We start from the raw sequence: 13,573 nt of genomic DNA, 5'->3' as shown, positions 1-13,573 counted from the left end.
TCGGCATATGAATACTTCGTACGAACGATAGTGGAACTATGCAAAAATAGTCTTACCCCAAGGTAAGACCATTCTCTATGACCCAGGTCTAATATTCCTCTTTTCTTGCGGCACTCATGGATTTCTCATGATTCAACAGCCATTGCTTGCGCGACAGCCCTCCCCCGTATCCGCCCAATTCACCGCTCGTATTGATGACGCGATGGCATGGAATGACAATCGCAAGCTGGTTGGCCCCATTCGCCTGGGCGACGGCGCGGTAAGCGGTAGGTCTTCCCATCGCCGCTGCGATCTCGCCATAGGAAGAGGTTCGACCGGGTGGAATCCGCAATAATTGGTCCCACACCTCCTGTTGGAATGGTGATCCTAACAGGAACAAGGGGGTTTTAAATTCCGTTAACTTCCCGTCAAAATACGCACCCAACTCTCTCTCAATCGAACGGATGGGAGCTGTGTAACCCGGAATAATCGCTGACTTGGTTCTCAGTCTGAGACGTTCTACCTCCCGCTCCAAGCCCCGGCGATCCACGAATTCGAGCAAATACAGCGCTTCGTCATCTGCAATAGCCATCATCGGTCCCAGACGCGTGTCGAGCCACGATGCTTTTAGAATATGATGATGCCCGGACCTTGTAGGGGCTGCGCCCATAATCCGCGAAAAAGCATCCCGAAATCCGCTGCTGGACTCGTAGCCGGTTGACAGCTGCGCATCGATGACAGCATCTCCTTCCCGGATCTGCTTCAGGGCAAGGCCCATCCGCCTAGCTCGTGCATATTCAACAAAGGTCATCCCGAACCGCTTCTTGAATTGGCGTCTTGCCGTTGAGGCATCCACGGACAGCTTCTGGAAGTCCTGGTTGGTCCATCTCTTCTCCGGGTTATCCTCCACAGCGTCTACAAGCAGCCGCACAAGATCCGAAACTTGATTGGGATGCGAGAGCGGCCGGCATCGTTTACAGGGTCGGAAGGATGCCAGCAGTGCTTCTTCGGCCGTCTCATAAAACTCGCAGTTCTCGATCTTCGGTTTCCTCGCCGGGCATGTTGGGCGACAGAATACACCGGTTGTCTTAACGCCCACGTAAAAGACGCCTTCATATTCCGATTTCTTATCCAGCAGCGCCTGATAATATTCCTGTTGATTTGCGGCCGATATCATGTAACGTTCCTCCCTGTGACTATGTTCATTCTATATGGTACATCTGGTATAAGCTGTGTTTCTCCAGGAAAATCATGTACCCTGTCTTGGTGTACCTATTATATTTCTTTTGCACACATGGCGCAGCCGAAAATCGTGCATGAATGTTTCCCGGTTGGAAACAGAGAATGATCATTACTGGCACGAACCAAAACAGCCCCTTCCGAATGAATCGGAAAGGGCTGTTCATGGTAAATATGTGCGAAGCCTCGGAACAGGCTATCTGCCTCCGTTGTAAACTAAATGGACCTTGCTGGCAGCCTTAACCTTTGATCGAGCCTGCCACCATGCCCTTCATGATCTGCTCCTGCAGAATCAGGTAGGCTACAATGGTAGGAATGACCGCGATTGCCATCGCACCCATGGTCAGGGCGTAGTCCGTGCCGAAGCCGTCCGAGAACAGGGACAGGCTGAGCGGCAGCGTCTTTAGCGCTTGCGTATTGATAAATACGAGTGCGAAGGAGAAGTCATTCCAGAATCGGAGGAATGCCAGAATGGATATCGTTGCAACGATAGGCGTGCAGAGCGGCAGAATCATTCTACTGAATATTCCCCACCAACCGCTGCCGTCAATCATGGCCGCTTCTTCAATTTCCCTTGGAATGGATGACATGTAAGCCATCGCCAGGAAAATCGCAATCGGCAGCTCAAACGCCGTATAAGGCAGAATGAGCGCTCCGTACGTATCGAGCAGGCCGATGTTTTTCATCATGATAAACAGGGGCACCAGCGTACTGTGGATCGGAATGAGCAGCCCGGTCGTAAATAACACAACCACCAGCTTTTTGAACCGAAACTCGAATCTGGACAGCACATATGCCGCAAGTACGCTGAGCAGAATGGTCAATGCAACGGCTGTAATGGTCACAACCGTTGAATTGATCATCGCCCTGCCCATATTTCCAAGCTCCCATGCCCGAAATATATTCTCGGTCATCCACTCCTTCGGCAAGCCGTAGGGGTTCGTGAAGAAATCCTGATTCGATTTAAACGCGCTTGTAAAAAGCCAGTACAAGGGATAGAGCGTAAGAATCGCATACACCATCAGCAGCAATTTTACGAACCCGGATAAACCCTTCATGATGACTCGTTTCCCTGAAGCATTTTCGGTCCCGGTCGTCTGTAAATTCACATCGCTCCCTCCTTCATGTTAACTTGACTTTCTGCGCGTTGCGAAGTAATTAAGCGCGATTAGGATGGCGCTGACAATCATAATCATCGTGGAGACGGCAGAACCGTAACCATAACGATACACACTGAAGGTGCTGTTATACATGTATGTGGCAAGCAGCTCGGTCGATTGCGCCGGTCCGCCGCCCGTCATGACAATGACGTGGTCAAAGGCCTTCAGACTTCCGGAGATACAGAGCACGATAGTCACGACAACCGTACTCCAGATCATCGGCAGCGTGATTTGCATCAGCTTGTTCCAGCCCGTGGATCCATCAATTTTGGCAGCATCATGGATCTCGGGAGAAATATTTTGCAGTGCTGCAATAAAGATAACCAGATACGGACCGACGTTCGCCCAGTTAATCGGAATCGATATCGCGAGCATGTTGACTTTCGGATCAGACAGCCAAGCGCGGGTCCATGAATCCAGACCGAGCATTTCCAGCACATAATTCGCAATCCCGAACTGCGGATGGTAAATGTAACCCCAGATCAGGCCGACTACAACCGTCGACAGCACCATCGGCATAAATACGGCGGAGCGTATGAATCTGGAGAAAAACGAATTTTTGAACAGTACAATGGCCAGAATCAATGCAATCGGAACCTGACCGACAATGGATGAGACAACCAGAATCAGGTTGTTTCGAAGCGCCCGCCAAAAAATCGGATCCTTGAACATCTCTATATAATTATCAAGACCGATAAAGGTGGCATCCCCGAACCCTTTCCAGCTGAAAAACCCGTAGTAAGCTGACCAGAAAACCGGAATAATGACAAATATCAGAAACAACAGAAGCGCTGGAAGAAGAGCTATGGCTATAAATCCTTTGCTTCTCATCGCTGTAGGCATGGCAGCCTCCTCCCTCCTAATCCTTGTGCAGTGGTGAATGGTTTCTTATGGAGTAGCGGATCTGGCTTGCGCATCCTGAAGCTTCTGGGCCACACCTTCAACGGGACCGCCCATCATGATTTCCTGCAGACCGTTGTTGATGACTTCAGCCGCTTCTGCAGACAGATAAGCATCATATACTGGCGTAATTCCAGTGGTTTTCACCAGATTAAAGGCTTTGTAGTACAGGGAAGTAACTTTGGACTCATCAATCTCGGTATCGTACATTACCATGGAGTTGCTCTCGGCAATCGCTTTTTGCGCTTCCGGTCCGCTCACGGCATAGATCAGTTCAAGGGCCAATTCTTTCGCTTTCCCTTCGGTTCTGCTGCTAAGGGCCAGACCGCCGCCAGCTCCGCCGGAGATCGTGCCTGCCTCACCTTTTCCACCAGGAATCGTTGGCAAAGTAGTAACCTCGATATCCTTCATTTGCTCCTCAGAGGAAGAAGCCGCAAGATTCGTAAGGGTCCATGCGCCGCTGATCATCATCGCTGCATTTCCTTGAATGAAATACTGCTCAGCTTGCGTGTTGTCGATGCTGTTCGCCCCTTCTTGGAACGCTTTGTTGTCAACCAGCTCTTTGAAATAGCCGAGCGCTTCGATAAACTCAGGATCGGTAAACTTCGCGCCTTGCTGTGCTGCTGCATTCTTGAACCATTCGGTGCCTGTCACACGGTCGGCAATAGAGCCGATAATGGTGGATTGAGCAACCCACGGAGCTTTGTTTCCGAGGGCGATTGGCGTTATGCCGTTATCGTTGAAGGTCTTAACCGCCGCCATCATTTCTTCCCAAGTCGTTGGGACTTTTACGTTATGTTTGTCAAACAAGGCTTTGTTGTAGTACAGAATCGAGGTTGCCGACATACCCAGTGGAGCAGAGTAGATCTGGCCTTCCTCGAACTCGTATGGATCAAACGCTCCCGGCAGGAATTTATCCTTCCAATCCGAATGCGCATCTAACACTTCCGTAATCGGTTGAAGCAGCTTCGCTTGATGAAGCTCGGAAGACTGACTTCCTGCATAAACGAAGAACACGTCCGGCATCTCATTCGCAGCCGCAACGGTACTCAGACGTTGACGGTAGCCATCCGGTGGAATCGCTTGTGCATCGAGTGTAACTTCAGGATGGTCCTGAGCAAACTGATCGATAAAACTTCGGACTGATTTCGCACGCAGGTCATCACCGGCAAAGTTATGCCAGATGGTCAGCTTGACCTTTTCTTGATCGCCTTCATTCCCTCCGGCCTGCTCTTTGCTTTGCCCGCCGCCGCATGCTGCAAGAACCAGTGTCATCATCAGCAGTACAAGACCTATTTTGCGTTTTGGTCTCATGGTCAATCCCCCTTTAATTTATACGAAAATGATGAAGCATCCTAAGATGATTAGTCCAAGTATAAAAGAGGATGTAACGCTTACATAGGGGATATAATTCAGTCCATAGAGGGACAAAATTCAGGATTTGCCCGATACTCCGACGGCGTCTGTCCCGTCCATTTCTTGAACAGGCGGTTAAAATATTTAATATCCTCATAGCCGATTTCATTTGCGATTTCACTGATTTTGGCCGGCGTTTCCCTCAGCAGAGTCATTGCTTTCCGCAGCTTCGCCTGGGTCACGAATTCAATGTAATTCTGCCCGGTCTCCTTCTTGAACATCTCGCTGAAATAATTGGGATTCATATGAACATGCTTGGCCACTTGCTGAAGCGACAGGCTCTGCCCCAGATGCTCATGAATGAAGGAGATCGCCCTGTGAACAGGACTGGTTGTCGACACCATGTCCCGGTACTGCTTCATGATGAGTCCAAGGGAATCGATCAGCACCTTCTCCGGCTTCTTCGTTAAATCGCGGATATCAAAGTTGTCCTCAATCTTCACCGGACTGGTGTAGCCGATGGACGTTGCAGCGCGTATCAGCCAGCGCTGTCCCGAGACGAGCAGGGAATGCAGATAAGCCTGAACCGAGCCGGGTGTCGCCTGGCTCTGACTTTGGATGCGTTCCAGCACATCCGCAACCCATGCCTCCAAATCGGCGGATTGCCCTGAGCGCAGAAGGGAGGAGAGCTCGGTTTCTTCTTCCATCGAACAGACCGTCTCAATGCCTTTCCGCCCTTCGATGTCCTCATAACGGATATGCCGTTCCGAATGGAGAAGCCACTCGTAGGAGCTGGCCTCCACCGCCGTCTTCAGCGCGCGATCCAGCTCGCGAACACTGGACACCGGTCGGCCGCTGGCTGCCTTAATGCGGCAGGCGTGAGTCGATTCCAGCTTTCGCAGCGCGGAATCCACGCGCCCCCAGCCATCGCCTGGCTCTGTGCGCACCAGCAGAAGCAGGGAACCATTCCACTCCAGCCAGGCACCATGCAGCCCTTCTGCCAGCTCCGTCCCGAGTAAGCTGTGTCGTTCGCCAAGGGTCAAGTGCTCCAACTCATCCTGATGTAATGGATGAACCGACAGCATCCATATCTGCAGAACGGAGCCGGGCGTTGTCAACCTCAATTCAGGATATCTCTCCCATAATTCATTCTCGGCATGCTCATCCAGTGAAACTCCCGATGCAAGCAGCCTCCTCAGGAACCCCCGGTTGACCACCATTTCCTGGGCCTTTCCCTTCGCTTGATGGAGTCTGTGCTGCAGGATTCGCTCTCTCGCTTGAACTGCAGCTTCGATAATTTCCCCGGGTCTGCTCGTCTTCAGCAAGTAGTCACTCACGCCTTCACGCATCGCCTGCTGTGCATACGTAAATTCATCAAAGCCCGATATGACAATGATTTCGATCTCGGGAAACCGCTGCTTAACTTGATGAGCCATGTCCAAACCGCTCAGGCCGGTCATGCGAATATCAGTAAATATAATTTCGGGCATATCGACGGGAATACGCTGAAGGGCTTCCTCTGCCGAAGCCGCGGGCGCCAGCACCGTAAAGCCGTTATCCGCCCAATTGATCACTGTACTCAGCCCATTTCGAATGATTACTTCATCATCAACGATCAGTACCTTCAAGGTCGTCATCCCCTTTGCTGGATATTTCAGTTTGTTGAATATCAGTTAGGTCCGGTATCGTAAACATAACCCGTGTTCCGGCCCCTTCCGTGCTGTCCACACGCAATCCTGCATCCTTGCCGTAATGGAGGAGCAGCCGCTTATGGACATTTCGCAGCCCGTAGCTTCCGCCCGGGGTTTGTCCCTTCTCGTATTGCAATGGATTCTCTACCAGCTGATCCTGAAGCCATTTCAGACGATCGGGCGTCATCCCGATTCCATCATCCTCCACCACGAAGTGAATCCCCTCGCTGCCATGCCGACCTTGTATCGTTATCGTCCCCATTCCGTCACGGCTCAATATGCCGTGCAGCATGGAATTTTCGACGAGCGGCTGCAGCAGCAGCTTCAACATGGTGTGCTGATGAAGTGTCTCCTCGACATGAACCTCAAACGAGAATTTCTCCGGATACCGAATGGTTTGGATGTTCACATAGTGACGGACATGCATAATCTCCTGCTGGATCGTGCAGTATTCCTGGCCATTGTTCAAGCTGAACCGCAGGAAATCACTGAGTGATCCGACCATCTCGGCTATCTTCACATCCTGGTTCATCAGCGCCAGCCAATGAATCGAAGACAGCGTATTGTATAGGAAGTGCGGATTAATCTGCACCTGCAGTGCATGCATATCCGCCTCCTTTTTCAGCGACTCATTGAGTTTCACTTCATCGGTAAGTTTCACGATCCGGGAACTTAACCGGTTGTAACTGATAATAAGCTGTCCAACCTCATCAATTGTCTTCACCGGCAGCGCAGGCAGCGGCTCCTCCGGGCTCGAATTCTTGAGAAACTTCGTTAACACAGACAACGGATTCGTAATCTTCTGAATCAAGAAGAGAACCAGTATAATGGCGAGCAGGATGGCCACGGTTACGGCAACCGCCGTCAATTTGATGAAATACTGGTTCTGGGAACGGTATTCCTCTGAGGGAATGATGCCGACCAGCTTCCAGTTCACACTCGACATTTTCTTATAGAGAATGGTCTTCTTATTGCCGCCCTCTCCATAGTCCATATTCCCGCTAAGCCCCTCGAACTCTTCAATCGAAGGATAATAGTCTGCCAGGGTAAGATTCGTCTCCATATCCGGCGGACCGGCAATAATCCGGTTGTTCTCATCAAGCAGGAGGACAAAGCCGGTTTTCTCCAAGACGGCCTGCCTGAATTGATTGGCAATGACGCCTTGATCCAGGTTGATCTGCAGATTCCCGATCGGCTTGTATTTATCCGTGCTGCGAATCGGCCTGGCCAGCGTGATGACCTTTCTCATGCCTTCAAATGTCCACTGTCGGTGAACAAAAGACCACCATTTGGGATGATGCTCATAATAATCCGGGATCTCCTCGGTAATATTCCGGAACTCGGAACGCACTAATGACTTATGCGAGATCGGATCCTTGCTGCCGAGCGGTTCGACAATGATATTGGCGATATAATCCTTGGAGAAGGCCAGATTCGTCAGGAAGTTAATGACCGTTGTCTGCTGGACATAGTTGCTCTCCTCTGTCTTAAGGTAGGATTGGACCCCGGTGTGCCCGATGAGGAATAGCGAGATATTCTCGACGTCCTTCACCATCGTGTCCAAGTAAGCTTCCAGTTGGCGGAGCGTATTCATCCCCGTAATCTTGGCTTTCTCTTCCGTCAGGCTCTTGGCCATGTTAAAAGAGAAAATACCAAGAAATAACAGCGGCACCAGCGTAGCTATAATAATAAGCAACGATAATTTATGCTTTAGCGATTTCCCAAGCCATTGCTGCATAAATACACCCCGTTCGAGTCCATATGGTATGGGCTTGTTATATTACTTAACATTGAAGGCGTTTACTTCAAAAACATTCTCTTTCCGTTGCAAAAAGGTGTCAGGTTTATTAACTATCTTAGAGGAATCTTAAGACTCAAGTAAATGGTAATAAAGACCTATGAATAGAGATAAAACCATCTTTCATATAGGGTATACTCCCCATGGTCGCCGACCCGCTTCGGTGATGCAAACCGCGTTTACTCTTTATAAGCACAGCAAAAAAAGGGCGCTGCAGCGCCCTTTTAAATAGAAAAGCACATCACCCGATCCAAATTCCAACCTTCCAGTTCATGCTTATATCCTTCTGCTGGTATGCATATATATGTAGTTCTAAAGTTCTGCATCGATAAACGGTAATTTACCTCTGCTCTTCCAAACGATCATATTCCATGCGATCCACCACAAATCGATTCGACTCTTCATCATACCGGTAGGTTATTTGGAGATCACCCGCAAAACCGGCTGGACTTATGCTCCCAGCTGCGAGCGTAACAAGCCGCCCTTCTTCGATGCTGTGTCTGACTACAGCTCCAAAACCCAACTTGTCATTCAGATAGCTTTTATCCTCGGAGTCATCCTCAATTCTCTGAACAGTTTCCTTCCCGTCGATCACAATCTTCACGGCGATGTAATCCGCAAACTTCTCGATGCTGGACTCCACATGACCCGCTACCGCCTGATCCAACGATTCCATAGGAATTTCCTTCAGGGTTTCAGCGTCCACCACATGTGTCTTGCCAATATAAATACCCGTCCCAGTCCCATCCACATAGAACACAACCACTTCCGGCTTGCCATCACCCGTCATATCCCGATATTGAATGATCGGTTTACGCGTACCATCACCACCGTACCAATCCGCAAAAACTTGCCTTCTCCCTTCTACCTCTACCACCATTCCTTCATATCTTCCGTATTTCGTAGCGCTTACCGGGTACAACTTCACATCAGGGTTCTCCTCTGCTGTCGAAACGTCCACCTCCGGCGTATAGACGTAAATCATTCTTTCCTTCGAATCCCAGCCTACCTCTGCATTGTGCAGCTCCGCTATGAATCGAACCGGAACCATAATTCGGCCATCCTTTAAATACGCGGGAACGGACAGCGAATACGCCTTCCCTTGCCCCTTGGCCTCCCGGCTTCCCATCTTCAGCGTGACTTGATCTGTGCTTGTGCTGACGGTTACCGTCTTGGTCTTGTTGTTCCATTGAAGCTGCGTGGGCTTCAAGTATTCCTTAATCACGCGCAAGGGAACCAGCGCCGTCTGATTCACGATAACAGGATTGACATCGAGCGTAACCATCCAATGATTAATGTTCAATTCCATTTCCTTCTGCGGTGCGGCTTTGGCCTGTACCTGTGCCTGTACCATCGTACTCATCAGCATCGTGGACGCCATAGCGCCGATCACCGCCATTTTCGCCCATTTCCGGGTTGTCATGTTCTCTAATCTCCTTGGCTAATAATATATGAAATAATTCGTATATAACTAAGACGCAAGTTGACCGGTATTGGTTGTCCATGTCACGCAAAAAATAAGCCGCTCAAGCATACCATCACTTGAGCGGCTCACCCGGATTGGTCGGAGGAAATCTATGCGATCATGATCGAATAACTGTCAGGCCTACGGACGCGGCTTCCGATATTTCTCCGTGCGTTCATCCTCGATGACACCCTTCCAGTTTAAACCGAAGGCAAAATCATAGGTGTGATTCTCGGAGTCGGTATGGCATTCCATATCAAACGCCACATCCTCAAGCTGTTCCTCCACGGTCTTCATATTGGCCGGCATCTGCATGGGCAGCAGGCCTGACGGCTCCACTTCACCCGCAAGCACCTCCATGATGGCTTGATCCAGAACGCCGAAATTCACAAGAATCGCATCCACTTCGGCTTCAAACTCCTCAACCACAGTCGGATTGGACAACAGCATGGATACGATGACCGGTTTGCCGTTCAGCGCTTTCTTCGTTTCCAGTACCATGTCGAGATCGGCCGCATTCTGAGGCGTAACGGATTTGCCCCGATAGGAACGGTTCAGCACATCCGTTGTCCGTGTATCACCGGCCAGACTCACTTCACGGGCATGCTCTGCCGTATACGTCTTGTACTGCAGGCTCATCGGCACGTAGCCGTTGCCTCCCTGATCCTCATCTTCTTGGCTATACCCGGTTCCGGATTTCGGCGTACTGATAAAGACAAGCCCGAAATCCGCCTCGTCCGGATGCTCCGCGAGTTCGAAGTATTTGGTCACGATGTCCAGATTAACCGGATACTCCAGGCTTTCCGGCGTGGGGTTGCCAAACCAATCCTGTCCTGCAGCCATAAAGCGCTTCGGAATGTAGACCTTGCTCTTCCGCTCGACGGGAAGCACGCCATTTTTATTTTTCAGCATGACGATCGATTTTAGCTGGGCTTCATAACCTTCACGCATAAACTCCGGATTTCCGACCATACGGGAGCTCTCCAACGGATCAACATAAGGGTTCTCAAACAGCCCCAGTCGAAACATATTGCTCAGCAGGCGCACGGCCGATTGTTCGAAGCGTTCACGCATATACGTCTCGCCATGCTCCCGGACACCCATGTGATAGGCAGCCAGCACCGGTTCCATCTCATTGTTGCCGCCAAATTGGTCAACGCCTGCCATCAACAGCTTGTAATGCCGCTCTGCTACCGTCAATCCTTCGACACCCCACGGCTTCCCGCTTAGGAAAGAGTCACGGGGACCGGACTCATCGGCCGTAATCGCCCAGTCCGTGCAGACAACACCGTCGTAGCCGTATTTTTCCCGGAGCAGGTCCTTGATCAGATAGGAGTTATATGAATTGCCAACGTTCTCCCCGTTGACGGTATCCTGGTTCATCGAAATGGTGTAATACGGCATCACAGCGGAAGCCATTCCCGTCTTGCCCTCCAGCTTAAAAGCCCCGTCTACAAACGGAATGAAGTGCTCGTGAAAATTATTACCCGGATAAACCGCATATTTCCCGCTGCTGTAATGCGCGTCCCTGCCTGCCTCGCCGGAACCGCCGCCCGGCCAGTGCTTCACCATGGCGTTGACACTGTCGTACCCCCAGCCTTCGGATATCTCCCGGTCCCCCTCCGATGTCTGAAAGCAATCCACGTAGGCGCGGGCCATATCGGTTGTCAAACGTGAATCCTCGCCGAAGGTGCCGTTAAAGCGGAACCAGCGCGGCTCTGTTGCGATATCGATCTGTGGGGAGAGCGCCGTTGCAAGGCCCATGGCACGATATTCTTTGGAAGCCATCTCGCCAAATTTCTTCGTGATGTCCGGATCAAACGTAGCGGCCAGGCCCAGCGTCTCCGGCCACATGGAGATCCGTCCTCCCGAGCCGGCGTTAAACTCCGAGCTGGCATCCGTGCTGTGCCTTGGGTCCGAGCTGTTATTGGCAGGAATGCCAAGTCCCGTGCCTTCCGCGTATGCCTGCACCTTATTGTTCCAGCGTGCCGCCACTTCCGGACTCTCGACCGTGGTCACCAGCACATGACGCACATGGTCCTGGGCCAGAAAGGCCAGCTGCTCATCCGTCAGCTCCCATGGCTTTACGCCGCTCTCCTCGTAGGATTTACCGCCATAGGTAGCCGAGAACCAGCCCCCGCTGGCAGCCGGAATCGACTGATGCCTGCTGTACAGCATCAGGCCGGCGATTTGCTCTATGGTCATTTTGGAAGCCAAGTCCTTGGCACGCTCCTTAGGCGTCAACCGCCAATCCTCATATCGGTCCAGCCTACCGTCACGGCTCAAATCCTTGAAATACAGTCCATCCATCTCGATAATTGCCACACCTGATTCGGACGAGTATCCCAGCTTAGGACCTCCCGAATTGTCGATATAGCGAATGTTGTCTCCATTTCCCGGGATCGTTTGGGTTGTCTGATTGATCTGATGGTTCATTGTGATTCCCTCCACTCCAAGTTTGTCTGCTCTTTCGCTCTGCGCCAGCTATGGACTTTCCGTTATACGTTCTGTACGCTCGGTGCCGTGAGGTCCGGGGAAGGATTCATATCTCCTTCCGTTGCAACCGGCTCCCCGATTTCAGGCAGCGGCTTAATGGATATCATCCCGATCATCATGAATACGGAGAGGGCGATATAGAAGAAGGTCCAGTCCCCGATACCCATCATGGTGCCTGCACCCAGCAGGAACGGCGCGATCGCAGGCACGATGGATTGCGGCAGCGCATTCGCCACGTTCATGATGCCAAAGTCTTTTGCAGAATCCTCCTTGCGGGGCAGAATCCGCGCAACCAGCGCCATATCCACAGCTGAGAAGCATCCATAACCGAGACCCAGAACTGCGGAAGCGATAACATAGGCAAGATAATTCGGAACAAAAGCAAAGACCAGCGTGGCCAAAATCATAATGAAAGCCGACATGTACAGAAATGGTTTTTGCTTACGGAACTTATCCGACAGCATCCCACCAAATATGCTGGTAACCGCCATTGCCACCATGGAGATGATGTTCACGGTTGCCACACTGGCTGTCGCCTGAGCTTCGGTATAGCCCATCCGGTTGACCAGCATAACGGTAAAATAAAGACTGCTGCAGTAACCCATCATCAGGAGAAACTTCGAAATAACCGCCCAGGTGAAAGCCGGATACCGGCGCGGGCTTGGGTAGACTTTGCTGAGCTTTTCGCCAAACGGGATTTTCTCTTGCTGCTTATGGACGATATCCACTTTGCCTTCCTGGATCAGGAACAGACTGAGGACTGGACCAACCACTCCGATCACCGCGAGCAAAGTCCACTTCGCTGCGGAAGAAACATCCGTCAGGAAGGTCATCATGACCATGCCGACCGCAATCGCTACCGGCAGCACCAATCCCAGAAGCCCGGATACCGTGCCTTGTTTCTCCTGCTTGACCTGATCCGGGATGAGCGCGGTGTACGCCGCCATTCCGAAGTTAAAGAACAATTGCGCAATTGCCCAGCCGATAATAATGAGCCACAACGAGGACGTCATGCCGATCATGAGAAGAGACGCGCAGCCGAACAAGGGACCGATCAGAATCCATGTACGTCGCCGTCCAAACGACAGGTTCGTACGGTCACTGATGGCGCCGCCGAGCGGATTGCCGATAAGAGCGAAGAATGCCCCGATGCCTGCCACCAGACCATAGGAGGATGTATATCCGTTCGGGTCGATTTCAATCATTTTGAAAGTCAGCAACAAGGTTGCAGGTGTCATTAATGCCAGCATCATGCAGCCATAACCTAGCATAATACCGAAAGTCAGTCTGCCAAACGATGTTTGCACCTGCCCTTTCACCTTAGCTTCAGCCATTGATATAACCCCCTAATTATTATGAAAACGATTACAATTCTATTATAAAAGAAACCGCCTTCATCAAGACAGGCGGCTGCTTACAGAGTTCTACGCTTATTTTTAACATCTTTTTGTAAACGTTTTCCTAACTTCAATAGAAGGAGATTAAGAAT

The 13,573-nt window shown here is 51.0% G+C and carries 9 protein-coding genes; all 9 read right to left on the bottom strand.

The annotated features are described in order from the left end of the window. Positions 1-88 precede the first annotated feature (88 nt). The 9 genes from M2277_RS10070 to M2277_RS10030 all read right to left on the bottom strand — a co-directional run bounded on the left by M2277_RS10070 (position 89) and on the right by M2277_RS10030 (position 13,418). Positions 89-1,156, bottom strand: coding sequence for a bifunctional transcriptional activator/DNA repair enzyme AdaA (locus tag M2277_RS10070; protein WP_006207822.1), 1,068 nt, complete (start codon positions 1,154-1,156; stop codon positions 89-91). Positions 1,157-1,457: 301 nt separating this feature from the next. Continuing rightward, the gene (locus M2277_RS10065) at positions 1,458-2,327 is read right to left on the bottom strand and encodes a carbohydrate ABC transporter permease (protein WP_063478415.1); all 870 of its coding nucleotides are present in this window, start codon (positions 2,325-2,327) and stop codon (positions 1,458-1,460) included. A gap of 18 nt (positions 2,328-2,345) precedes the next feature. After that, entirely contained in the window at positions 2,346-3,221 is an 876-nt protein-coding gene (locus M2277_RS10060; protein WP_006207820.1) for a carbohydrate ABC transporter permease, read from the bottom strand. Positions 3,222-3,266: 45 nt separating this feature from the next. After that, positions 3,267-4,592 (bottom strand): extracellular solute-binding protein, encoded by a 1,326-nt coding sequence (locus tag M2277_RS10055; protein WP_006207819.1) that lies wholly within the window; start codon positions 4,590-4,592, stop codon positions 3,267-3,269. A 98-nt stretch (positions 4,593-4,690) separates the two neighbouring features. Beyond that, positions 4,691-6,271 carry a response regulator transcription factor gene (locus tag M2277_RS10050; RefSeq protein ID WP_280754690.1) on the bottom strand — a complete coding sequence of 527 codons (1,581 nt, stop codon included), beginning with the start codon at positions 6,269-6,271 and terminating at the stop codon, positions 4,691-4,693. Further along, complete coding sequence (locus M2277_RS10045; RefSeq protein WP_063478414.1) at positions 6,243-8,063, bottom strand: cache domain-containing sensor histidine kinase; 1,821 nt, start codon at positions 8,061-8,063, stop codon at positions 6,243-6,245. Before M2277_RS10045 ends, M2277_RS10050 begins: the two co-directional genes overlap by 29 nt. 400 nt (positions 8,064-8,463) lie before the next feature. Then, entirely contained in the window at positions 8,464-9,546 is a 1,083-nt protein-coding gene (locus M2277_RS10040; RefSeq protein ID WP_063478413.1) for a copper amine oxidase N-terminal domain-containing protein, read from the bottom strand. Positions 9,547-9,729: 183 nt separating this feature from the next. Continuing rightward, positions 9,730-12,024 carry a glycoside hydrolase family 3 protein gene (locus tag M2277_RS10035; protein WP_280754689.1) on the bottom strand — a complete coding sequence of 765 codons (2,295 nt, stop codon included), beginning with the start codon at positions 12,022-12,024 and terminating at the stop codon, positions 9,730-9,732. Positions 12,025-12,086: 62 nt separating this feature from the next. Then, complete coding sequence (locus M2277_RS10030) at positions 12,087-13,418, bottom strand: MFS transporter (protein ID WP_063478411.1); 1,332 nt, start codon at positions 13,416-13,418, stop codon at positions 12,087-12,089. Between the last annotated feature and the right edge of the window lie 155 nt (positions 13,419-13,573).

Origin of the sequence: Paenibacillus sp. LBL, from assembly GCF_029893715.1 — a bacterium.
GTDB lineage: Bacteria > Bacillota > Bacilli > Paenibacillales > Paenibacillaceae > Paenibacillus_AQ > Paenibacillus_AQ glucanolyticus.
Note: the sequence above shows the minus strand (reverse complement) of the source record. Positions and strands in the feature narration are given on the sequence as shown.

Coding starts and splice junctions, on each gene's coding strand:
- M2277_RS10070 (WP_006207822.1), bottom strand. CDS start 1,156: ATGATATCGGCCGCAAATCAACAGGAATATTATCAGGCGCTGCTGGAT.
- M2277_RS10060 (WP_006207820.1), bottom strand. CDS start 3,221: ATGCCTACAGCGATGAGAAGCAAAGGATTTATAGCCATAGCTCTTCTT.
- M2277_RS10055 (WP_006207819.1), bottom strand. CDS start 4,592: ATGAGACCAAAACGCAAAATAGGTCTTGTACTGCTGATGATGACACTG.
- M2277_RS10050 (WP_280754690.1), bottom strand. CDS start 6,271: ATGACGACCTTGAAGGTACTGATCGTTGATGATGAAGTAATCATTCGA.
- M2277_RS10045 (WP_063478414.1), bottom strand. CDS start 8,063: ATGCAGCAATGGCTTGGGAAATCGCTAAAGCATAAATTATCGTTGCTT.
- M2277_RS10040 (WP_063478413.1), bottom strand. CDS start 9,546: ATGACAACCCGGAAATGGGCGAAAATGGCGGTGATCGGCGCTATGGCG.
- M2277_RS10035 (WP_280754689.1), bottom strand. CDS start 12,024: ATGAACCATCAGATCAATCAGACAACCCAAACGATCCCGGGAAATGGA.
- M2277_RS10030 (WP_063478411.1), bottom strand. CDS start 13,418: ATGGCTGAAGCTAAGGTGAAAGGGCAGGTGCAAACATCGTTTGGCAGA.